This window comes from Xanthomonas bonasiae (assembly GCF_014836395.1).
GTDB lineage: Bacteria > Pseudomonadota > Gammaproteobacteria > Xanthomonadales > Xanthomonadaceae > Xanthomonas_A > Xanthomonas_A bonasiae.
The window spans coordinates 132084-153239 of the sequence record NZ_JACSQX010000002.1 but is presented as its reverse complement, the minus strand read 5'-3'; the positions used below and the strand labels follow the sequence as shown (position 1 = coordinate 153239).

The 21156-nt window shown below is 70.5% G+C and carries 16 protein-coding genes; 6 read left to right on the top strand and 10 right to left on the bottom strand.

The window, feature by feature from the left end:
* Window positions 1-247 precede the first annotated feature (247 nt).
* Window positions 248-2833, top strand: a complete 2586-nt coding sequence (clpB, locus tag H9658_RS03465) for an ATP-dependent chaperone ClpB (RefSeq protein WP_179566610.1) — start codon at window positions 248-250, stop codon at window positions 2831-2833.
* A 97-nt stretch (window positions 2834-2930) separates the two neighbouring features.
* Here the strand turns inward: clpB and H9658_RS03460 are convergent, their stop codons facing one another.
* The gene (locus tag H9658_RS03460; RefSeq protein ID WP_191824367.1) at window positions 2931-3683 is read right to left on the bottom strand and encodes a hypothetical protein; all 753 of its coding nucleotides are present in this window, start codon (window positions 3681-3683) and stop codon (window positions 2931-2933) included.
* Between the two features lie 195 nt (window positions 3684-3878).
* Between H9658_RS03460 and H9658_RS03455 the strand changes: the two genes are divergently transcribed.
* Together H9658_RS03455 and H9658_RS03450 are read left to right on the top strand one after the other, a co-directional pair.
* Complete coding sequence (locus H9658_RS03455) at window positions 3879-5165, top strand: O-acetylhomoserine aminocarboxypropyltransferase/cysteine synthase family protein (RefSeq protein ID WP_191824366.1); 1287 nt, start codon at window positions 3879-3881, stop codon at window positions 5163-5165.
* Window positions 5166-5522: 357 nt separating this feature from the next.
* A complete protein-coding gene (locus tag H9658_RS03450) occupies window positions 5523-6611 on the top strand; it encodes a sterol desaturase family protein (protein WP_191824365.1) in 1089 nt (362 codons plus the stop codon).
* A 75-nt stretch (window positions 6612-6686) separates the two neighbouring features.
* On the opposite strand, the gene H9658_RS03445 is transcribed toward H9658_RS03450, so the two are convergent.
* A complete protein-coding gene (locus H9658_RS03445) occupies window positions 6687-7001 on the bottom strand; it encodes a PsiF family protein (RefSeq protein WP_191824364.1) in 315 nt (104 codons plus the stop codon).
* Window positions 7002-7228: 227 nt separating this feature from the next.
* Window positions 7229-7978 (bottom strand): SDR family NAD(P)-dependent oxidoreductase, encoded by a 750-nt coding sequence (locus tag H9658_RS03440; protein ID WP_191824363.1) that lies wholly within the window; start codon window positions 7976-7978, stop codon window positions 7229-7231.
* Between the two features lie 97 nt (window positions 7979-8075).
* Between H9658_RS03440 and H9658_RS03435 the strand changes: the two genes are divergently transcribed.
* Entirely contained in the window at window positions 8076-8447 is a 372-nt protein-coding gene (locus tag H9658_RS03435) for a winged helix-turn-helix transcriptional regulator (protein ID WP_191824362.1), read from the top strand.
* 90 nt (window positions 8448-8537) lie between these two features.
* Here the strand turns inward: H9658_RS03435 and H9658_RS03430 are convergent, their stop codons facing one another.
* Complete coding sequence (locus H9658_RS03430) at window positions 8538-9341, bottom strand: AraC family transcriptional regulator (RefSeq protein ID WP_191824361.1); 804 nt, start codon at window positions 9339-9341, stop codon at window positions 8538-8540.
* A gap of 66 nt (window positions 9342-9407) precedes the next feature.
* Here H9658_RS03430 and H9658_RS03425 point away from each other — a divergent pair, with 66 nt between their 5' ends.
* Together H9658_RS03425 and H9658_RS03420 are read left to right on the top strand one after the other, a co-directional pair.
* On the top strand, window positions 9408-10637 hold the full coding sequence (locus tag H9658_RS03425; protein WP_191824360.1) for an MFS transporter: 1230 nt from the start codon (window positions 9408-9410) through the stop codon (window positions 10635-10637).
* Between the two features lie 104 nt (window positions 10638-10741).
* On the top strand, window positions 10742-11632 hold the full coding sequence (locus tag H9658_RS03420) for an AraC family transcriptional regulator (protein ID WP_191824359.1): 891 nt from the start codon (window positions 10742-10744) through the stop codon (window positions 11630-11632).
* On the opposite strand, the gene H9658_RS03415 is transcribed toward H9658_RS03420, so the two are convergent.
* The 6 genes from H9658_RS03415 to H9658_RS03390 all read right to left on the bottom strand — a co-directional run bounded on the left by H9658_RS03415 (window position 11629) and on the right by H9658_RS03390 (window position 21141).
* The gene (locus H9658_RS03415; RefSeq protein ID WP_191824358.1) at window positions 11629-12825 is read right to left on the bottom strand and encodes a type III PLP-dependent enzyme; all 1197 of its coding nucleotides are present in this window, start codon (window positions 12823-12825) and stop codon (window positions 11629-11631) included. The genes H9658_RS03420 and H9658_RS03415 overlap by 4 nt on opposite strands.
* On the bottom strand, window positions 12822-14585 hold the full coding sequence (locus H9658_RS03410) for an IucA/IucC family protein (RefSeq protein WP_191824357.1): 1764 nt from the start codon (window positions 14583-14585) through the stop codon (window positions 12822-12824). Before H9658_RS03410 ends, H9658_RS03415 begins: the two co-directional genes overlap by 4 nt.
* Window positions 14563-15735, bottom strand: coding sequence for an MFS transporter (locus tag H9658_RS03405; RefSeq protein ID WP_191824356.1), 1173 nt, complete (start codon window positions 15733-15735; stop codon window positions 14563-14565). The genes H9658_RS03410 and H9658_RS03405 overlap by 23 nt, the downstream gene beginning before the upstream one ends.
* Complete coding sequence (locus tag H9658_RS03400; protein WP_191824355.1) at window positions 15732-17543, bottom strand: IucA/IucC family siderophore biosynthesis protein; 1812 nt, start codon at window positions 17541-17543, stop codon at window positions 15732-15734. The genes H9658_RS03405 and H9658_RS03400 overlap by 4 nt, the downstream gene beginning before the upstream one ends.
* Complete coding sequence (locus tag H9658_RS03395; RefSeq protein ID WP_191824354.1) at window positions 17540-18766, bottom strand: ATP-grasp domain-containing protein; 1227 nt, start codon at window positions 18764-18766, stop codon at window positions 17540-17542. The genes H9658_RS03400 and H9658_RS03395 overlap by 4 nt, the downstream gene beginning before the upstream one ends.
* A 251-nt stretch (window positions 18767-19017) precedes the next feature.
* Entirely contained in the window at window positions 19018-21141 is a 2124-nt protein-coding gene (locus tag H9658_RS03390) for a TonB-dependent siderophore receptor (protein WP_191824353.1), read from the bottom strand.
* Window positions 21142-21156: the final 15 nt, after the last annotated feature.

The window sequence follows — 21156 nt, the reverse complement described above, 5'->3', positions numbered from 1 at the left end:
AGCGGTAGCGGCGTGTGACCGTGCGGCGACCGGCGCAGGGAACCGTGCGCTGGCGAAGGCGCCATGCCGGGCCGCGGCCCGGCAGGGCGCACGCGCGCATCGCGGCCGTCACGGCAGCCCCTCGCCAGACGCTCCGCCAGGCGGCGCGGACGTATACAGACCGCGCCGCGGCCTTGAAACAAGCCGCGCCAACCGCATTTGACTAGCATGCCGGCGCGGCCGGCCCCCCTTTCAGAGGAACTTCCCGATGCGGATGGACAAGCTCACGTCGCGTTTCCAGCAGGCGCTGGCCGACGCCCAGTCGCTGGCCGTGGGCCGCGACCACACCATCGTCGAGCCGGTGCACGTGTTCACCGCGCTGCTCGACCAGTCCGGCGGCAGCACCCGGCCGCTGCTGGCGCAGGCCGGGGTCAACGTGCCGGTGCTGCGCGAGCGGCTGGGCGAGGCGCTGGACAAGCTGCCCAAGGTCAGCGGCCAGCCCGGCAACCTGTCGATCGGCAACGACCTGAGCCGGCTGCTCAACCAGACCGACAAGCTGGCGCAGCAGCACAACGACCAGTTCATCGCCAGCGAGTGGTTCGTGCTGGCCGCGGCCGACGATGCCGGCGCGCTGGGCCTGGCGCTGCGCGCCGCCGGCGCCGACAAGAAGAAGCTCGAAGCGGCCATCGACAAGCTGCGCGGCGGCGAGACGGTGCAGTCGGAAAGCGCCGAGGACCAGCGCCAGGCGCTGGAGAAGTACACCATCGACCTCACCGCGCGCGCCGAGAGCGGCAAGCTGGATCCGGTGATCGGCCGCGACGAGGAAATCCGCCGCACCATCCAGGTGTTGCAGCGGCGCACCAAGAACAACCCGGTGCTGATCGGCGAACCCGGCGTCGGCAAGACCGCCATCGTCGAGGGCCTGGCCCAGCGCATCGTCAACGGCGAAGTGCCGGAAGGCCTGCGCGGCCGCCGCGTGCTGTCGCTGGACATGGGCGCGCTGATCGCCGGCGCCAAGTTCCGCGGCGAGTTCGAGGAGCGGCTGAAGGGCGTGCTCAACGACCTGTCCAAGACCGAAGGCCAGGTCATCCTGTTCATCGACGAACTGCACACCATGGTCGGCGCCGGCAAGGCCGACGGCGCGATGGATGCGGGCAACATGCTCAAGCCGGCGCTGGCGCGCGGCGAGCTGCACTGCATCGGCGCCACCACCCTGGACGAGTACCGCAAGTACATCGAGAAGGACGCGGCGCTGGAGCGTCGCTTCCAGAAGGTGTTCGTCGGCGAGCCGACGGTGGAGGACACCATCGCGATCCTGCGCGGGCTGAAGGAGCGCTACGCGGTGCACCACGGCGTGGAGATCACCGACCCGGCGATCGTCGCTGCGGCCACGCTGTCCAACCGCTACATTGCCGACCGCCAGCTGCCGGACAAGGCGATCGACCTGATGGACGAGGCCGCCAGCCGCATCCGCATGGAGATCGACTCCAAGCCCGAGGAACTGGACCGCCTGGAGCGGCGGCTGATCCAGCTCAAGATCCAGCGCGAAATGCTGAAGAAGGAAAAGGACGAGGCCTCGCGGCAGCGCCTGGCCGACCTGGAAAGCGACATCGACAAGCTCGAGCGCGAGTTCTCCGACCTCGACGAGGTGTGGCGTTCGGAGAAGGCCACCTTGCAGGGCGCGACCCGGATCAAGGAGCAGATCGAGCAGGCGCGGGTCGAGCTGGAGGCGGCGCAGCGCCGGCAGGACTACGCCAAGATGAGCGAGATCCAGTACGGCCTGCTGCCGAACCTGGAGAAGCAGCTGGCCGCGGCCGGCGATGCCGAGCACCACGATTTCAAGCTGGTGCAGGACCGGGTCACTGCCGAGGAGATCGCCGAGGTGGTGTCGCGCTGGACCGGTATTCCGGTCAACCGCATGCTCGAAGGCGAGCGCGACAAGCTGCTGCGCATGGAGGACGAACTGCACCGGCGCGTGGTCGGCCAGGAAGAGGCGATCAAGGTGGTGTCCGACGCGGTGCGGCGTTCGCGCGCCGGCCTGTCCGACCCGAACCGGCCCAGCGGCTCGTTCCTGTTCCTGGGTCCGACCGGCGTCGGCAAGACCGAGCTGTGCAAGGCGCTGGCCGAGTTCCTGTTCGACAGCAGCGAGGCGATGATCCGCATCGACATGAGCGAGTTCATGGAGAAGCATTCGGTGGCGCGGCTGATCGGCGCGCCTCCGGGCTACGTCGGCTACGAGGAAGGCGGCTACCTGACCGAGGCGGTGCGGCGCCGGCCGTATTCGCTGATCCTGCTCGACGAGGTGGAGAAGGCGCACAGCGACGTGTTCAACATCCTGCTGCAGGTGCTCGACGACGGCCGCCTCACCGACGGCCAGGGCCGCACCGTGGACTTCCGCAACACCGTCATCGTGATGACCTCGAACCTGGGCTCGCACCAGATCCAGGAACTGAGCGGCGACGGCTCGGCCGAGGCCTACACGCAGATGAAGGCGGCGGTGATGGGCGTGGTGCAGGCGCATTTCCGCCCGGAATTCATCAACCGCCTGGACGACATCGTGGTGTTCCATCCGCTGGACAAGGCGCAGATCAAGTCGATCGCGCGCATCCAGCTGAGCGGCCTGGAGAAGCGCCTGGCCGAGCGCGGACTGAAGATCGAACTCAGCGACCGCGCGCTGGAACTGCTCGGCAACGTCGGCTTCGATCCGGTGTACGGCGCGCGGCCGCTGAAGCGCGCGATCCAGTCGCAACTGGAAAACCCGCTGGCGCAGCAGATCCTGTCCGGGCAGTTCCTGAGCGGCGACACCATCAACGTCGGCGCCGAAGGCGGGCACCTCACGTTCCAGAAGGCCTGAGGCGCGGCGAAGCGCCGCTCGCGTTCATTGCCCGATCGGTAGACGGCGCCGTTGCAACGGCGCCGGCTTTTTTCCGCCATGCAGTGGCGCGTGGCGCCTATTTCGCCAGGGAAAGAGAGATTTCCGCCACGCATGCCGCCTCGGGGTGGGCGCGTTGTTCCACGAACAGGCCCTGCAACGTGGCGCCGACGGCAAGTTTGTCGCGCCGGAAGCTGGCGCTGACGCCATCGTCGGATTCCGCGAACTCCCGGCTGGGCGGCTCCAGGGAGTAGTACTGCCTGGAGAACCCGGCGGCAGCGAGCCTGTCCGCCAGTTGCCCGAGCCGCAGCGGGCACGCCGCGCCCATGTCGCGATAGCGGTAGCCGAGCCCGCTACCCGCAGCCACGGGCGGATCCTCCCGCGAACTGATGGCGAGCGAGAGCGACGCCTCGTCCGGCGTGTACGTCGCTTCGATCCGTTGCTGGAATGCCGTGCCCGGTGCATCGACGTAGGCGACGAAGACGCTGCCGACCGGCTGCGGCGGCGAGGGATTCCACGGCTCGGCGTATGGTGGCGGCAGCATGCTTTCGAAGAGGTCGACGTCGAACCGATCGCACAGCTGGGCGAACTTCAAGGCCGCCGCGTCGCCGGCGATCACCTCGTCGAGCACGCCGAGATAGCGTTGCATCAGGGCCTGCGCGGATACGCTGTCGGCGGATGCGGGGTCCGCAAGATAGCGCCGGTGCTGCGTCTCGCAAATACCCGGTTGGGTCCATTGTTCCATCGCATAGGACGGCGGTGGCGGCGCAGCCCGCGCGAACGCCGGCAGCACCAGAAGCAGCGAGAGCGGGCAGATGACGGCGGGTTTCATCGGGAAGCATCCTGCAAACGATCAGCCCAGCATACGAGATGCCTGCGCACGGCCGCATCGGTGCGACTGCCCAGCCGCGCGGGCGTTCGGGTGCGAATGCGCTGACAACCCCGCGGCATGGCCTCATAACCGCAGGTTTGCATCCGCCGCCACGCATGGCGCTATCGTCTCGGCTCCTCTTGCCGAGACCCGCCCATGTCCGACCCGAACTGGAAGCTGGAAACCATCGCCGTGCATGGCGGCTACCGCCCCGATCCGACCACGCGCGCGGTGGCGGTGCCGATCTACCAGACCGTGGCCTATGCCTTCGACGACACCCAGCACGGCGCCGACCTGTTCGACCTGAAGGTGCAGGGCAACATCTACAGCCGCATCATGAATCCCACCACCGATGTGCTCGAGCAGCGCATCGCCGCGCTGGAAGGCGGCATCGGCGCGCTGGCGGTGGCCTCCGGGCAGGCCGCGGTGACCTACGCGATCCAGACCATCGCCGAGGCCGGCGACAACATCGTCTCCTCCAGTGCGCTGTACGGCGGCACCTACAACCTGTTCGCGCACACGCTGCCGCTGTCGGGCATCGAAACCCGCTTCGCCGACTACCGCGATCCGAACGCGTTCGCCGGGCTGATCGACGACCGCACCAAGGCGATCTTCGTCGAGTCGATCGGCAATCCGCGCGGCAACGTCACCGACCTGGAAGCGGTCGCCGCGATCGCGCATGCGCACGGCGTGCCGCTGATCGTCGACAACACGGTGCCCACGCCGTACCTGCTGCGGCCGATCGACTTCGGCGCCGACATCGTGGTGCATTCGCTGACCAAGTACCTGGGCGGGCACGGCACCAGCCTGGGCGGAGCGATCGTGGACTCGGGCAAGTTCCCCTGGGCGGCGCACGCGCAGCGTTTCCGCCGCCTCAACGAACCGGACGTGAGCTACCACGGCGTGGTCTACACCGAGGCGCTGGGCGAGGCCGCCTACATCGGCCGCGCGCGGGTGGTGCCGTTGCGCAACACCGGCGCGGCGCTGTCGCCGTTCAACGCCTTCCAGCTCCTGCAGGGCATCGAGACGCTGCCGCTGCGCATGGACCGGATCAACCAGAACACGCTGGCCGTGGCCAGGCACCTGCAGACCGAGGCCAAGGTGGAGTGGGTCAACTACGCCGGCCTGCCCGGGCATCCGGAGCATGCGCTGGCGCAGAAGTACCTGCGCGGGCACGGCTCGGGCGTGCTCACCTTCGGCCTGCGCGGCGGCCGCGCCGCCGGCGCGCGCTTCCTCGACGCGCTGCAGCTGTTCACCCGGCTGGTGAACATCGGCGACGCGAAATCGCTGGCCACCCATCCGGCCTCGACCACGCATCGCCAGCTGTCGGCGCAGGAACTGGAGCGCAGCGGGGTCAGCGAGGACACGGTGCGCCTGTCGGTCGGCATCGAACACATCGACGACCTGCTCGCCGACCTGCGGCAGGCGCTGGCGCAGGCCTGACTCGCGCCCCGGCCCGAGCCACGTGCGGCCGCGGCGGCCTGGGCGCCGCGGCCACGACGATCGCCCCCGGCGACAGGCACGCGCGAACGACAGCCAGGCGAAAGGATCGGCCGCCACGCTAAGGCGTGTCGTCCATCCTCGCGCAGGTCGCGCCGGGGTTGGCGTGCTGTCGGCGGGCGGTGCGTGGCGTAGCGCCAGACTGGGCGGTCGGGTCGCGCCGCGCGCCGCCCGCTGGCGGCCTGGCAATTCCACTCCGCAGCCTTGCTGCCGGCGCGTTCTGCGCGGGGATGGACGACACGCCCATCTGCCCGGCGGCCGCGCCGGCGTCGTCGTGTCCGCAGGCCAGGAGCCGTCCTCATGTTGTCCATCGCGCATGCCTGGTCTGTCGTCGTCGCCGCGGTGGCCGAGCATGCGGTGGCGCCGCTGCTGGCCGCCTTGCACCTGACCGGACTCAGCGACGACCCGCGCGAGATCGCCGCTTCGTTGCTGATCGCGGCGCTGCAGCTGTGCATCATCGGCGTGCTGTTCCGCCCGCTGGAAAGCCTGTGGCCGGCCGAGCGCTGGGAGCACCGGCGCCTGGCCAGGATCGATTTCCACTACACCTGGCTGATGCTGGTCGGGGTGTTCCCGCTGTTCTCGTTCCTGATCCTGACCCCGCTGGCCAATGCGCTGGGCGGCGCCGACGCGAGCGCTGCGGCGGCGCCGGCATCCGGCCTGCGTCACGCATGGCCATGGCTGGACCGGCATCCGCTGGCGCTGTTCGCGCTGTACTACCTGGCCTACGACTTCACCTACTACTGGATGCACCGGATCCAGCACTGGCTGCCGTGGTGGTGGGCGATGCACAGCATGCACCACAGCCAGCGCCAGCTCAGTTGCTGGGCCAACGATCGCAGCAACTACCTGGACGGTGCGCTGCAATCGTTCGTGCTGGCCGCGGTGGGCGTGGCGTTCGGCATCGCCGCCGACGAGTTCGCCTGGCTGATGCTGCTCGGCGAACTGGTGCAGAACCTGTCGCACGCCAACGTGCGCTTCGGCTTCGGGCCGGTGCTGGACAAACTCCTGGTCGATCCGCGCTTCCACCGCCTGCACCACATGCGCGTGGACCCGCAGCGGCCGAACCTGCACAACTGCAATTTCGGCCAGGTGTTCGCGTTCTGGGACGTGCTGTTCGGCACCGCGTTGTACGGTGAGCCAGTGCGTCCCACCGGGGTCGGCGATCCGATGGTGGATCGCGACAACGACTTGGGCCTGGTCGCGCTGCAACTGGAGGGATTGAAGCGGTTCTGGGGCGCGGTACGTCGGCGTGCCGGATGGCGGCCGGGCGAGGTCGCTTTCAGCGAGGACTACGTGCCGATCCCAGTCGAGCATGGCGCGGTCGATCATGCCGCGGCGCCGAGCGGTCGCATGCCGTCAACGAACCGCGCCGCCGATCCTGCGGCCTAGCCTTTCCCTGCGCTGGACGCGGCCTGCCTGCGGCACGCGTCCATGCCATGTTCGCGGCCCAGGCGGCCGGACCGGTCACTGCTTCTTCAGACAGCCGCTCATGAAGGTCTTGCGCGCATCGCCCTGCAGTTTCTGCGTGGCCGCCTTGGCGTTGCAGTCCTTCATCCGTTGCTGCGAGGCGTTGCCCGATGCCGGCGCCGCACTGCTGCCGCTGAGGCAGGCCTTCTGCGCGGCCTTGTAGTCGTCGCCTTTCTTGCCCTTGTTCTGGGCCGAACACTGGGCCATCAGCGACTGCTGCGCGGTCTGCGGCCTGGCCGCGGCGTCGGCCAGCGGCGGCATGGCGCTCAGGCCCAGCAGCAGGCACACGGCGAGGGAGAGGGAACGGGTCATGGCGGTGCTCCGGTCGGTGGTGCGCGCATCCTGCGCCTGCGGGTCTGACCGGACCGTGACACGGTTCACGGGATAGCGGGAGAGAATCGATTCGGCGGCTGGCCGAACTGGCGCTCGAACCGTCCTAGCCGAGTGCGACCCCCCACGCCGATGAGGCGGTCACCCGTTCCGGCCTGCGGCAGATGCGCTGCGGTCATTGGCCGCAGCGCATCGACAGCGCAGATCAATCAAACCTGCGCGAACCCGCCATCCACGAACATTTCGCTGCCGGTGATGAAGCTGCTCTCGTCCGACGCCAGGAACAACGCCGCCGCCGCGACTTCGTCCGCCCGGCCAATGCGCTCCAACGGGATCTGCGCGGTCATGCCGTCGATGATCGCCTCCTGCTGGCCGGTGCTGGACAGCGCCAGATCCAGGCCCGGCGTCGAGATCGGCCCCGGCGAAAGCACGTTGACGCGAATGCCGGTGCCTTTCAGGTCCAGCGCCCAGCTCCTGGCGAAATTGCGCAGCGCGGCCTTGGTGGCGCTGTACACGCTGAATGCCGGTGTGCCCATGGTGCCGGTGGTCGAGCCGGTCAGGATCACCGAACCGCCGGCGCGCATCAGCGGCAACGCCTTCTGCACGGTGAACAGCGTGCCTTTGACGTTGATGCCGAAGGTGCGATCGAAGGAGTCTTCGGTGATCGATCCCAGCGGCTGGAAGTCGCCCAGCCCCGCATTGGCGAACAGCACGTCGATGCGGCCCTTGGCGGCTTCGACCTGGGCGAAGACGCGGTCCAGATCGTCCAGCCTCGAAATGTCGCCCTGAATGGCGATGGCGTCGGCACCGATCAGGCGCAGTGCCTTGTCCAGTTCTTCCTGCCGGCGTCCCACGATGACGACCTGGGCGCCTTCGGCCGCAAAGCGCACCGCGCTTGCCAGACCGATGCCGCTGTTGCCGCCGGTAACCACTGCAATCTTGCCGTTGAGCCTGCTCATGATGCGCTCCAGAGAATGTCGAGGCGCAACTGTAGATCTGTGCTTTTATTTTGAATAGTATGCACCATCAGGTAAGTACCTTCGGAGCGATCGGATCATGGCCAACACCACTTTCAGTTGCGGTCTCGAGGCCGCCCTGTCCGTGCTCGGCGGCAAGTGGAAGCCGCTGATTCTCTACAATCTGGCGAAGAACGTGCATCGCTATGGCGAATTGCGGCGTGCCATCGGCGGCGTGACCGACAAGGTGCTGATCCAGCAACTCAAGGAGCTGGAGCGCGATCAGGTCGTCGCGCGCATCGACTTCCAGGAGATCCCGCCCAAGGTCGAGTATTCGCTGACCCCTTTCGGGCAATCCCTGGCGACCGCACTGGGAGGGCTGTGCGAGTGGGGCACGGAACACATGCAGACGGTCGAACGCATCAGCGAACGCCGCGCGTCCGCCGCTTCCAGATCCGAATCCGCTGCCTGATCGTGCGCCCCCAGCCTGCAGGCGGCGGTGGCGGCCGCACGGCAGCGGATGCGGCGCCGCTGCGCTGCCGCCGCCGCGCGCTCGGCGCCGCTAACGGAAGAACTGGCTCGGCGGCTGGCCGAACTGGCGCTTGAACATCGCGGTGAACGCGCTGGGGCTGTCGTAGCCCAGTTCCAGCGCCACGTCGATGATGCGGTCGCCGGCGGCCAGCCGCTCCAGCCCGCGCAGCAGGCGCAGCTGCTGCCGCCATTGGCCGAAGCTCATCTGCAGTTCGCGCCGGCACAGGCGCTGGATGGTCTTGACGTCCACGCCCAGCCGCGCCGCCCAGTCGTGCAGGGTGGTGCCGTCGGCGGGATCGGCATCGAGCGCGGCACCGATGCGCAGCAGGCGCGGATCGTGCGCCTGCGGCAGGTGCAGCGGCAGCGCCGGCAGGGCGTGCAGCTCGTCCAGGATCAGCCGCATCAGGCGTCCGTCGCGCGAGTCGGCGGCGTGGTCCCAGGGCACGCTGGCGGCGCTGCGGATCAGCGCTTCCAGCAGCGGCTCCACCGCCATCACCGTGGGCTGCGCCGGCATGCCGGCGATCGCGCCGGGGCGGATGTACAGGCTGCGCATCCCCAGCGTGCCGACGCAGCGCACGCTGTGCACGGTGCCGGCCGGCATCCATAGCGCGCGGGTGCTCGGCACCACCCAGTGGCCCTGGCCGGAGCGCACCACCATCAGCCCGTGCAGCGCGTAGACCAGTTGGTGGCGCGCATGCCGGTGCGGAGCGATGGCGGTCTCGCTGGGATAGTCGGCGGGCTTGCACACCACGTCGGCGGGCGCGTCGTCGATGCTCCACGCGGCCGGCGCGGCGCTGGCGGTATTCCTGTCCTTTTCTCGACGAGTGGTGGGCATGTTGCGCAGGAAGGTCGAAGCGGGTCAGCCTACCATGCGCGCCGAGCCCCCACTGACCGGTCCGCCATGTCGAGCCTGCGCCCTGCCGCCGCCACCGTTCCTGCCGCCGCCACACCCCGCCCGGTAGTGGCCGGGGTCCTCGCCGCGATCACTTCCTCGCACCTGATCAACGACATGATGCAGTCGCTGATCCTGGCGCTGTACCCGGTGCTGAAGGGCCAGTTCCAGCTCAGCTTCGCCCAGGTCGGGATGATCACGCTGACCTACCAGCTGACCGCCTCGCTGTTCCAGCCGCTGATCGGCTTGCGCACCGATCGCCGCCCGGCGCCGTACTCGCTGCCGCTGGGCATGACCTCGACCCTGTGCGGCCTGCTGCTGCTGGCGTATGCGCCGAGCTTCGCGATGGTGCTGCTGGCCGCGGCGCTGGTCGGGATCGGCTCGGCGATCTTCCATCCCGAATCCTCGCGCATCGCGCGGCTGGCCTCGGGCGGGCGGCATGGGTTGGCGCAGTCGGTGTTCCAGGTCGGCGGCAACACCGGCACCGCGCTGGGGCCGCTGATCGCCGCGGCGGTGATCGTGCCCAACGGCCGCCACGCCGTGGCCTGGTTCGGCGCCGCGGCGCTGCTCGGCATCGCCCTGCTGTCCTACGTCGGCCGCTGGTACGCGCTGCACCTGCAGGCGGTACGCGCCGCGCCGCGGCCGCTCGCCACGGCGCCGGCATTGCCGCGCAAGACCGTGCTGCGGATCGTGGCGATCCTGCTGCTGCTGATCTTCTCCAAGTATTTCTACATCGCCGGGCTGAGCAGCTACTACACGTTCTATCTGATCCAGCGCTTCGGGGTGTCGGTGCAGAGCGCGCAGTTGCATCTGTTCGCGTTCCTGCTGGCCTCGGCGCTGGGTACGCTGATCGGCGGCCCGGTCGGCGACCGGATCGGGCGCAAGCCGGTGATCTGGGTGTCGATCCTGGGCGTGGCGCCGTTCGCGCTGGCGCTGCCGTACGTGGGGCTGCATGCGGCGACCGCATTGACCGTGCTGATCGGCTTCGTGCTGTCCTCGGCGTTCTCGGCGATCCTGGTGTACGCGCAGGAAATGATGCCCGGCCGCATCGGCACCATCTCCGGGCTGTTCTTCGGCTTCGCCTTCGGCATGGGCGGGTTGGGCGCGGCGGTGCTCGGCCTGCTCGCCGACCGCGAGGGCATCGTGTTCGTGTACCAGGCGATGTCCTATCTGCCGCTGCTGGGCATCGTGGCGGCGCTGCTGCCGAGCCGGCGTCCGCTGCCGGCGCAGGCGCACTAGCGCAGCCCCGGGGCGCGGCGAGCGGGCTGGGCGATCGGCGCAAGATCGGGAACGCGTGGCGCCGCGCGGCGCGGCACACTGGCTCGACCTTGCGGAGATCGGCCATGCGACAGACGCGGATGTCTTCCCAGCAGCGCGGCATCGAACGCGCGCTCGCACACCTGCAGCAGCGCGTGCAGGCGCGCGCGGCCTTGCCCGGCCTGGCCGAGCTGGCCGCGGTGGCGCACCAGTCGCCGTTCCACTTCCATCGCGTCTACCGCGCCATGACCGGCGAAACCGTCGGCCGCACCGTGACTCGGCTGCGCCTGCTGCATGCGTTGCAATTGCTTGCCGGCACCGGCTCGATCACCGAGATCGCGCTGGCCGTGGGCTACGAGACGCCGCAGGCGCTGGCGCGCAGTTTCCGCAATGCGCTCGACGCCAGCCCCAGCCAGCTGCGTGCCGATCCGGCGGCGCTGGCCGCACGAACGCAGGCGCTGGCGCAGCCGCCGCGGCAGGCCGTGGATGCGGCACCGGCACCGTTGCGGATCGCGGTGCGGACCTTGGCGCCGTTCGAGGTGGTGGTGCTGCGCCGGCGTGGCGCCTTCGATGCGCTGGATGCCGGCTTCGGCCGCCTGTTCGCCTGGGCGCAGCGTGCCGGCGTGGCCGAGCGGCTGCAGGCGCTGGTCGGCATTCCGCTCAGCGACCATCGCGACCTGCCAGCGCGCGCGCACGTGTTCGAGTGCGCGATGGGTTTCGATGCCGCGGTGTCGCCGCCGGCGCCGTTCGCGCTGCGCACGCTTGGCGGCGGCGACTACGCGCTGCTGCGCCAGGTCGGCAGCTACGCGCAGCTGGAGGACGCGCTGGATCGGGTGTTGGCCGACTGGCTGCCGGGCAGCGGCCATGCGCTGCGCGATGCGCCGTTGCACTACCTGTATCTGGACGATCCGGAAACGGTGGCCGAAGCCGAACTGCGCGCCGACATCTGCGTGCCGGTGCAGCGCGACGCCGGCTAGCCCGTCTCGTCCACGAACAGCATCTGCGGCGGCGGATGCATCAGGAACCGCTGGTGCGAGATGTTCCAGGCATAGGCGCCAGCAAGCGGGAACGCCAGGCAGTCGCCCGGCGCCAGCGCCGCGACCGGTTGCGCGCGCGCCAGCACGTCCTTGGGCGTGCACAGCTGGCCGACCAGGGTCACCCGCGTGTCGCGCAGCAGCGGTGGCTGCGTGCCGCGCAGCACCAGGAACGGATGGTCGTGGGCCTGCGCGGCCGGGGTGCGGAAGTGATGGGTGCCGCCGCGGCCGATGGCGAAATACTCGCCATGGCTGCGCTTGATGTCGAGCACCTCCATCAGATACCAGCCGCAGCTCGCGCTGACGTAGCGGCCCGGCTCCAGGCGCAGGCGCAGGCCGTCGCCATGCGCGCGCAGCAGCGCCGGCAGGCCGGCGCAGAATCCGGACCAGTCGAACGAGGCCGTCGCATCGGCGTAGTTCACGCCGAAGCCGCCGCCGGCGTTGACCGTCAGCGGACCCAGCGCGTAGGCCTGGCGCCAGCCCTGCACGGTCTGCAGATAGCCGGCGACCAGGCGCAGCTGCGCCTGCGCGTCGCACTGGTGCGACATCAGGTGGAAGTGGAAGCCGGCCAGCTGCAGCGCAGGCGCGTCGCGCAGCAGCTGCATGGCCGCCTCCAGGTCGAGCGCGTCCAGCCCGAACGGCGAGGGCCGCCCGCCCATCACCAGGCGCGTGTCCTGCATGCCGGGCACGGCGATGTTCATGCGCAGGAACAGCGGCACGCGGCGCCCGGCGTGCGCGGCGATGCGCGCCAGCCGCTGCAGTTCGCCCAGGCTCTCCACGTGCAGCGTGCACTGCGGGAGCGACGTGGCCAGGCGCAGTTCGGCGTCGAGCTTGCCGGGACCGCCGAACAGCAACGGCCGCCCCGGCTGGTGGTCGCCCAGCCATTGCAGCTCGCCTCCGGAAGCCGCCTCGAAACCGTCCACCCACGGCGCCAGCGTGCGCAGCAGTGGCGGCTCGGCATTGGCCTTGGCCGCGTAGTACAGCTCGCACTCGGCGGGTAGCTGCGTGCGCATCGCTTCGGCATGGTGGCGCAGCGCCGCCAGGTCGTAGACGTAGGCGCACACTGGTCCGTCGCCGCGCTCGCGCAACTGCGCCAGCGCGGCCGCCAGCGGCGCCGGATCGATGTGCAGGCTCATGCCGCGGCCTGCCGTTGCGCCGGCATGACGATCGGATTGGGCAGCAGGGTGTAGTCGGCATGGCGGTCGGCGCGTTGCAGCAGGCGCAGGCGCAGGTTGTTCTTGGCCGGCAGCGGCGCGCCGTCGAGCAGGGCCTGCAGCGCCGGTTGCGGGCCGTGGCGCTGCTGCCAGGCTTGCGCGATCTCGCCGACGATCCGCCACAGCCGCCGCTCGCGGTGGTCGTGGCCGTCGGCCAGATGGAAGATCGCCTCGGCCAGATTGTTGACCAGCGCGCAGTAGGCGATCCGGTTCCAGCCCTGTTCGGCGCTGTAGTACAGCGACTGCCGCGCGGTTTCGGACATGCCGTGCAGGCGCGCGGCCGGCCAGCGCGCCGGCAGCAGCTTGGTGCCTTCCAGATCGCGGATCCAGACCCGCGCCGGCAGGCCGTCCGCGCAGCCGATCACGGTGTTCTGCAGGTGCGGCTCGAGCACGATGCCGTAGTCGAACCAGGCGCTCCAGACCCCGTCCAGCAGCAGTCGCGCATAGGCCCGGAACCAGGCCGTGGTGGCCGCATCCAGGCTGCCGTGGCGCCGTGCCAGCGCCTGCAGCGGCGCGGCGCAGGCGGCATCGCCGCGCGCGTCGCGGGTGAACAGCGCGCCGGCGACCTGCGGTTGGAAGCGCAGCCGTTGCGGCGCGGGGATGGCCTGCCGGTAGAGCACGCCGAAACTTTCGCCGAGCGCGCGGCAGGCCTGCGCATCGCCGCCCAGCGCCGAGAAATCCAGGTCGGTGGCGGCCGGTTCCAGCAGCACCTGGAAGCCCGGCACGCGCTGCGCCAGTTCGCGCCAGGCCGGCGCCAGCAGGCGGGTCAGCGCGACCGCGCTTTCCAGTTCGTACCAGGCGTTCTTGCGCACGCAGTTGGTCAGGCGCACATGCACCGACAGCTTGAGGAAGTAGTCCAGGTCGGCGTGGTAGAGCGTGCGCACCGACGAGGTCGGGCGCAACGCGAGGCCGCGTTCGCCCAGCGGTTCGATCCAGCCGCGCGCCTGCGCCTGGCGCAGCAGCGGGTGCGCGAGCACGCGCTCGGCTTCCCATGGATGGCACGGATACAGATCCGCTGCGCCGCCAGCCTGCGCCAGCGTGGCGCGCACGTCCTGGCCCTGCGCGCGGTACAGGCGCGGATCGATGCGGAACCAGAACAGCGGGAACCGGCTGCGTGCCTCCGGCGCGCAGGCCAGCACCTGCGCCAGCGGCACGCCTTCGCGGCTCTTCGGCGTCGGATGCAGCGCGTGTCCCCACAGCATCGATTGCTCGGCATCGATCATCGCCTCGCCGCTGGGCGCGGCGGCGTCGGCGCAGCGCAGCAGCTGCGCGGTCACCGCGATGCTGTTGTCGCTCTGCGCGAGCAGTTCGGCGTTGAATGCCTCGCCGTCGGCCAGTTCCTGCAGCAACAGGCGCACCAGCGCCGTCGCGTCCAGGCAATGCCACGGCTGTCCGTTGGCTTTCAGGTACGGCGCCGAGTCGAAACGGCAGCGGCCGAGCGTGTCGGCCTGGGCCAGGCGGAGGCACAACGCGGCGCCGGAAGGCAGCTGCAGGCGCAGCCAGCGCTCGCCGGCGCTGGCGATGCCGGGACGGTCCAGGCCGCGGTAGTCGAAGTCGGCCTGGCCGCGGCCGATCGCCACTTCGCGCAGGTAGCAGTTGAGCCAGCAGGTGATCGCCTGCGCTTGCGCCAGGCTGTCGTACCACGGGTCGTGCAGCGGGTCATGCGTCGCGAGCGGGGACATGCGCGGTTCTCCGTACGGAAGTGAGCGAGAGGGCCGGCGCCAGCGCCAGCAGGGCCGCGGCGGCCGCGGCGAGGAACGGCACGGCCAGGCCGTGGCCTTGCACCAGGGCGCCGGCGAGCGCGCCGCCGGCCACGCCGGCGTACTTGCCGAACGCATCGAAGCGGCCGAACAACTGCCCGGCGGCGTGCGCGCTGGCGATGCCGGCCAGGCTGCGGTTGAGTCCGCGCAGCGCCATCCACATGCCCACTCCGAACAGCAGGCGCGCGGCGATCAGCGACGCTGGCGCATGCAGCACCGCCTGCAGCAGGCAGGCCAGCGCGAACAGCGCCAACCCGGCCGGCAGCGGCGAGGCGCGGCGCTCGCTGCCGCGCCAGCACGGCAGCAGCACCAGGTAGACCAAGTGCGGCAGGCTGTACAGCAGGCCCGCGGCGGCGGCGTTGCCGATGCCCTGCGCCTGCGCGTAGGGCAGGAAGTATGGGAAGGTCACCACCATCGCGAAGCAGAACAGGAACTGCGTGCTCCACAGTGCCCAGCGCTGCCGGCGCCGGCCGGCGTCGTCGTGCGCGTCGGCATTCGCCGCAGCGGCGGCGTGGCGTGGCCGCGGCGGGTCGGCGGGCAGTCGCCAACTCAGCGCGAAGGCGAGCAGCGGCAGCAGCGCCAGATAGCGGTACAGCGATTGCGCCGGGCCCAGCGCGCTGGCCAGGCCGAGCAACGCAGGCGCGGTGACCATCGCCAGCCGCGCCGAGAACTGGGTCCAGTCCAGCGCGCGCGCCAGCGGCCCGGTCCGTGCCTGCGTGGTCAGATAGGCATTGGTCGCGGCCAGCGAACCGCCGCAGGCGCCTTGCACCACCAGCCCGGCCACCAGCCAGCCCAGGTCGGGGGCGAAGCCGGCCATCGCGAACCCCAGCGCCAGGCCCAGTTGCGCGCGCAGCAGCGAGCGCTTGCGTCCGTAGCGGTCGGCCAGCCGGCCCCAGGCGCCGGCGGTGAGCGCGGTGCACAGGGTCGGCAGCACGTACAGCACGCCGCTCCAGCCGATCGCCGCGCCCGGCGCCAGCTGTTGCAGTACCTGCGGCAGGAACAGCGGCATGCCCAGCGCGGTGAACGCGGCCAGGTAGTGCGCGGCCAGTACCGGGCCGAGAACGCGCTTCATCGCGCCACTCCGTGCGCGGATGCCGCCGGCACCGCGACAGCGGGCGCTGCCGCGGCCTCGATCTCCTCGCGCAGCAGATTGGGCGCGCTGTCGCCGTAGAACTTGTTGATGTCGGCAGCGCCGGTGATCTGCTTGCCGAGCAGGCTGCCGGCGCTGAGCAGGTACTTCACCGGCAGCCGCGGCGCCGCCAGCAGCGCCTGCGCCGGCGCGGTATCGATGCCTTCGCCATGCAGCTCCCGCAGCGTGCCGTGCAGGCGCGCGCGCAGGTGCGCGTACAGCGGCGCGCGCAACGCAGGCTGTGCTTCGGCCAGGCCTTCCAGCACCGCCTGCAGGTCCAGTTGCAGGATGATGGTGCAGAACATGCGCGCCAGCGCGGCCTCGTCTTCCACCGCAATGCGCACGTCGCGCGGCGTTCCCAACTGCGCCAGATCCGGCCGCTGCGCATACAGCCGCGACAGTTTCACCCGCGCCGCGTCGTTGTCCTTCAGCAGCAGGCGCGGTGCGCGGCCGGGGGCGTAGATCAGCACGCTGTTCTGCTGGTTGGCTTCCAGCGCGATGCCGTAGCGCAGCCACAGCCGCAGGTGCACCTGGCACATCAACCCGAGGTAGGCGTCCCACCATGCGTGCAGGTCGCCGCCGTGGAAGCGCTCGGCCAGGTGCAGCGCCAGCGGGCGGCCGTCCGCCATCGCGGCGCACAGGCCGGCCACCGGCACCAGCGTCGCCTCCGGCAACGGCGGATAGCGGCGCAGCAGATAGGCCAGGTGGCGCGCCTCGCCGACCTGGCCGGCGTGGGATTCGTCCACGTGCAGGTAGCGCGAGCCCAAGGCCGGATCGTCCGCGGCAATGGCGCGCAGCACGCGTTCGAACCAGTGCCCGTCGTGCAGCGTGGACGGCTTGATCAGGCGCAGGTTGAGCGCGCCCAGGCTGCGCATCGGCAACGGCAGCTTGAGGTGGTGGTCCGGGTGGTCCAGCGGGACGACGGTGCGTACCGACAGCGACGGGCGCACCTGCAGCCATGGCTGCGGCGCGGCGATGGCGCCGTCTGGCAGCGCGAAGTCCGTTTCGCCCAGGCGCGCGAAGGTCAGCGGGTGCAGCGGCCAGGCGATGTGGCTGGCGTCCAGCGCCGGCGCCAGGCCGAGCGTGCTCGGACGCGGCCAGAACGCCGGCGGCGGCGTGGTCTGCGCCACCGCGGCCGCCGGCAGCGCCAGCCAGCGCAGCGCGAAGCACGGTGCGAACTCGGGCGCATAGTGCGGCAGCTGCGCGTCGTCCAGTCCGACCTTGGCGCGCGCAGTCGGATAGAACGGATGGTCGCGATGGCTGGCCAGCTGTTCGCAGCGGTAGGCGCGTTCGTGCGCATCGGCTGCGTCCAGGGCGGCGGCCAGCAACGGGCGCTGTTGCGCGTAGGCCTGCCGCGCCAGCGCGCGCTGGCGTACCGCGCACTCCGCTTCGTCGGCATAGGCGCGGTGCAGGCGCTGGGTGTCCGCATCCAGCCCGGCGCTGATCCGTGCCAGCCAGGTGGCGGCGCCGGATTCGAAGGCGACGCGGTCGCCGTCGCGCAGCAGCCAGCCGTCGCTGCAGGCGCTGAGGTCCTGCAGATAGCCGCGGCGTTGCAGCGGCAGCCACAGTTCGCCGTCGGGCAGATGCGCGATACGCCACCATAGCGCGTTCGGCAGTGGTGCCGGCCAGGCCGCGAGCAGGGCCGGCGATGGCGTGGCGGCGGCGCCGCGGCTGACGATGCCGCGCAGGTCTTCGCGCAGGCAGGCGTCGATGATGCGCAGGTCGATGTAGCGGCGGTCGTCCAGGTTCATGGCTGCGCTCCCGTGCCGGCCTCGATCCGCCACTGCAGCGGCGCCTCGGCCGCGGCCAGCGCGAGCGGCAGGTCGGCCGCGGCGTCGGCGAGCACGTCCAGCGCGCCCAGGTAGTCCTTGTTGGAGTGGCTCAGGCGGATGCTGTCGCCGGGTTGCCGCAGGCGCCGGTAGCGCGCTTCCCAGCGCGTGTCGTTGCAGGCCTGGTCGTCGCTGGCCATGGCCAGGGTGCCTTCGGCGTCGGCGACGTAGTAGCGCACCAGCGCGTGTTCGCGCTGCGCGCGCAGGATCGGCAGCGGCTGTCCCAGGTGCAGGCCGAGCACGCTGTCGAACCAGTGTCCGCCGAACATGCGGTCGAGCAGGAATTCGCGGCCGTCGCCGATGCTGCGGTAGTTGATCTCGACCAGTACCGGCCCGTCGGCGGTCAGGATGAATTCGCTGTGGCAGGCGCCGAAGCCGATGCCGAACGCCTGCAGCTGCGCCACTGCCTGGCGCAGCGCCGGCGTGTCGGCATCGCCGCGCCAGCTGGCCTCGCATTCGACGAAGTGCGGCGGCGCCGACAGGCGCACCTCGAAGCCGCCCAGCACCTGCAGGCGCTGTCCGTCGCCGAGCGTTTCCACGGTGAACAACGGCCCTTGCAGCACGCTCTCCAGCAACACGCTGCGCTGCGGATGGCGCTGCCAGAAGTCGTCCAGATAGGCCTGCAGCGCGGCGGCGTCGGCGCAATGGCGCACGTCCAGGCTGGCCACGCCTTCCCGCGGCTTGGCGATCAGCGGCCATGGCGCCTGCGCCGGCAGCGGCGCGCCTGGCGCCAGGCTGCAGAACCACGGCACCGGCAGGCCGCGCGCGCGCAGCCGCTGGCGCATCGCGGCCTTGTTCTTGGCCGCATAGCAGATCTGCCAGTCCTTGCCCGGCAGTGCCAGCGCGGCGGCGACCAGCGCGGCGCTGGTCTGCAGATGATCGCTGTTGCTGAACACCGCGCGCGGCTGCAATTGCAGGGTGCTGAGCAGGTCGAGCACGCCGAGCGGATTGAACACGTCGCACTCCAGGATCTGCAACGGCACCGTGGGCGGATGCCGGCGGAAGTGCGCCAGGTGTTCGTGGCGGCGGTCGGTCAGCAGCAGCACCGGAACGCCCAGGCGTTGTGCCGCGGGAATGAAACCATCGGTCACTGCCGGATGGCAGACGTGGCTCAGGATCAGCAGGGGAGCGTCATGCGGGGTCATGATCGGTTCTCGTTCGGAAGACAGGGGCGGACGCGCGCGCCATCGCGCGCGGCCGCGATCTGCGGACACGGGGAGCAGGAGGCCGCGGCTGCGGCGCTTGGGGACTGCCTGGCGCACGCATCGGGCGCGCGCTGGGTGCGTTGCGAACGCGGCCGCGTTCGCTGTAAAGGCTCGCGTCTCCCGCGAGCGGCGGCGCGCCGGGGGGCGCGCGGTACTGCAAGGCTACCGTCGTCGTTCGACGGCAGCGGCGATCAGAAGCGGTATTCCAGGCCGAGGGTGACGCTGCGGCCCGGCGCCGGTTGCCGGCCCCACGGACTGGTGTCGATGCCGCGGTACCAGTACGTGCGGTCGAACAGGTTGTTCACTGCCAGCGAGGCGCTGAGCTTGCCGCTGTCGCGCTCGCTGAGCACCTGGCTCAGCTGCGCGTTCCAGACCCAGTACGCCGGCAATTCGCCGACCGAACCGATCGCGTTTTCCTGCACGCTGTTGGCGGCATCGCTGAAGGCGCGGCTGAAGTAATAGCCGGACACTGCGACGGTGGTGTGACCGGGCTGGTAGGACGCGCCGAGGCTGAGCTGGTTGCGCGAGGTGTAGGGCACCAGCTTGCCGTCGTAGGCACCCGATTCCTGGCGCGCGTCCAGGTAGGCGTAGCCGGCGTTGAGGGTCAACGCGCGCAGCTGCGCCGGACTCCATTGCAGTTCCACCTCGCCGCCCTGGTGGCGGGTCTTGCCCAGGTTGCGATAGGTGCGGGTGGTGTTGTCGAGCTGGATCTGCTGATCGAAATCGATCAGATAGCCGCCGAACTGCACGCGGGTGCGGTCGTTGGGATGGTAACGCGCGCCGGCCTCGTAGTTCCAGGCCAGTTCGGCGTCGAGATTGTCGCCGTAGATGATCTGGGTGACCTGCGGCGCACGCAGCGAACGTTGCCCGTCGGCGTACAGGTACCACTGCGCGCTGGCCTGGAAACCCAGGGTCAGGCCGGGCAACACGTCGCTGGTCTTGTTGCGCGTGCTGGCGCCGCTGGCGAGGTTGTAATAGCGCGAATCCACCCGCTCGTAGCGCAGCCCCGGGGTGATGGTGACGCGGTCGTCGGCCAGCCCGATCGCATCGCTGACGTAGGCAGCGGCGCCGCGGTCCTTGAAGCGCCAGTCGCGCACCAGGGTGTACAGCCCGTCGCTCAGCCGCGTATTGCCGACCAGGAAGTCGATGTCCTCGCTGATCGCGCGCGCGCCCACGGTCCACTGCTGGCTCACCGCACCGGAGTCCATCTTCCAGCTCAGCCGCGGCTCGCTGCCGTAGACCTTGAAATCGCGCGGCGCGCTCTGCCGCAATTGCGGCGGCAGATCCGCACGCCAGGTCTCGCTGGACGCCGAGCGCATGCCGACGATGAAGTTGCGGCTGCTGCGCGCGCTGAAGTTGCTCCAGTCCAGGCGCAGATCGTGGAACGGCCCCAGATCGCCGAAGTCCTGCTGGTAGACCAGCGAGGCGCGCGTGGTGCGGCCGGTGAATGCGTCCAGCGGCCGCGTCGACTGGCGCGTATCGCGCAGATAGTCGGCGGTGGACAAGGCGCCGGCCATGTCCATGTCGGCCACGTAGCGCTGCACGCTGGCCTTGAGCAGCTTGTCCGGGGCCAGCCACCATTCGGCGCGCAGGCGCAGGTTCTTGATGTCGGTGTCGCTGTGCTCGCGCCAGTACTCGCCCTTGGTCCAGTTCGCGTCCAGCTGCAGGCCGAACGTATCGCTGGCGTAGCCGCCGGTGCTGATCGCGGTGTCGCTCAGATAGTGCCCGGCGCCGCCGGCGGTCACCTTCTGCCCGAGCGTGGTGGTCCAGGTCGTGGGGATGTCCGGACTGATCAGGTTGATCACGCCGCCGACGTTGTTGGGGCCGTACTGCACCGCCGCGCCGCCGCGCACGATGTCGATGCGGTCGACCTGGTTGAGGCCGACCGGGAACAGCGACAGGCTGGTCTGCCCGTACGGCGCCAGGGCCAGCGGAATGCCGTCCTCGAGCACCTGCACGCGGCCGCTGCGGCTCTCGTACAGGCCGCGCAGCATGATCTGCGGCAGCGCGCCGGTGCCGGTCTCGTCGAACACCTTGATCCCCGGCACGCGCTGCAGCGCGTCGTCCAGCGAGCGGTTGGCGCCGTTGCGCAGCTGCGCGTTGTCGATCACCTGGCGGCTGCCGGCGTAATGCTGCACGTCCTGCACGGTGGAGCGGCCGAGCAGGCTGCCCTGCACCTGCACGGTATCCAGCTGGCGGATCCGTGCCGCCGCGTCCTGCGGGTCCTGCGCCTGCTGGGCGCTGGCCAGGGGCGGGGCGAGCAGGGCGGCGCCGACGGCCAGGGCCAGCAACGAGGGGGAAAGCGAAACGATCAAGGCGACGACTCCGGA

What these genes read in the sequence shown, in the direction of transcription:
- clpB (WP_179566610.1), top strand. Translation starts at nt 248, where the DNA reads ATGCGGATGGACAAGCTCACGTCGCGTTTCCAGCAGGCGCTGGCCGAC.
- H9658_RS03460 (WP_191824367.1), bottom strand. Translation starts at nt 3,683, where the DNA reads ATGAAACCCGCCGTCATCTGCCCGCTCTCGCTGCTTCTGGTGCTGCCG.
- H9658_RS03455 (WP_191824366.1), top strand. Translation starts at nt 3,879, where the DNA reads ATGTCCGACCCGAACTGGAAGCTGGAAACCATCGCCGTGCATGGCGGC.
- H9658_RS03450 (WP_191824365.1), top strand. Translation starts at nt 5,523, where the DNA reads ATGTTGTCCATCGCGCATGCCTGGTCTGTCGTCGTCGCCGCGGTGGCC.
- H9658_RS03445 (WP_191824364.1), bottom strand. Translation starts at nt 7,001, where the DNA reads ATGACCCGTTCCCTCTCCCTCGCCGTGTGCCTGCTGCTGGGCCTGAGC.
- H9658_RS03440 (WP_191824363.1), bottom strand. Translation starts at nt 7,978, where the DNA reads ATGAGCAGGCTCAACGGCAAGATTGCAGTGGTTACCGGCGGCAACAGC.
- H9658_RS03435 (WP_191824362.1), top strand. Translation starts at nt 8,076, where the DNA reads ATGGCCAACACCACTTTCAGTTGCGGTCTCGAGGCCGCCCTGTCCGTG.
- H9658_RS03430 (WP_191824361.1), bottom strand. Translation starts at nt 9,341, where the DNA reads ATGCCCACCACTCGTCGAGAAAAGGACAGGAATACCGCCAGCGCCGCG.
- H9658_RS03425 (WP_191824360.1), top strand. Translation starts at nt 9,408, where the DNA reads ATGTCGAGCCTGCGCCCTGCCGCCGCCACCGTTCCTGCCGCCGCCACA.
- H9658_RS03420 (WP_191824359.1), top strand. Translation starts at nt 10,742, where the DNA reads ATGCGACAGACGCGGATGTCTTCCCAGCAGCGCGGCATCGAACGCGCG.
- H9658_RS03415 (WP_191824358.1), bottom strand. Translation starts at nt 12,825, where the DNA reads ATGAGCCTGCACATCGATCCGGCGCCGCTGGCGGCCGCGCTGGCGCAG.
- H9658_RS03410 (WP_191824357.1), bottom strand. Translation starts at nt 14,585, where the DNA reads ATGTCCCCGCTCGCGACGCATGACCCGCTGCACGACCCGTGGTACGAC.
- H9658_RS03405 (WP_191824356.1), bottom strand. Translation starts at nt 15,735, where the DNA reads ATGAAGCGCGTTCTCGGCCCGGTACTGGCCGCGCACTACCTGGCCGCG.
- H9658_RS03400 (WP_191824355.1), bottom strand. Translation starts at nt 17,543, where the DNA reads ATGAACCTGGACGACCGCCGCTACATCGACCTGCGCATCATCGACGCC.
- H9658_RS03395 (WP_191824354.1), bottom strand. Translation starts at nt 18,766, where the DNA reads ATGACCCCGCATGACGCTCCCCTGCTGATCCTGAGCCACGTCTGCCAT.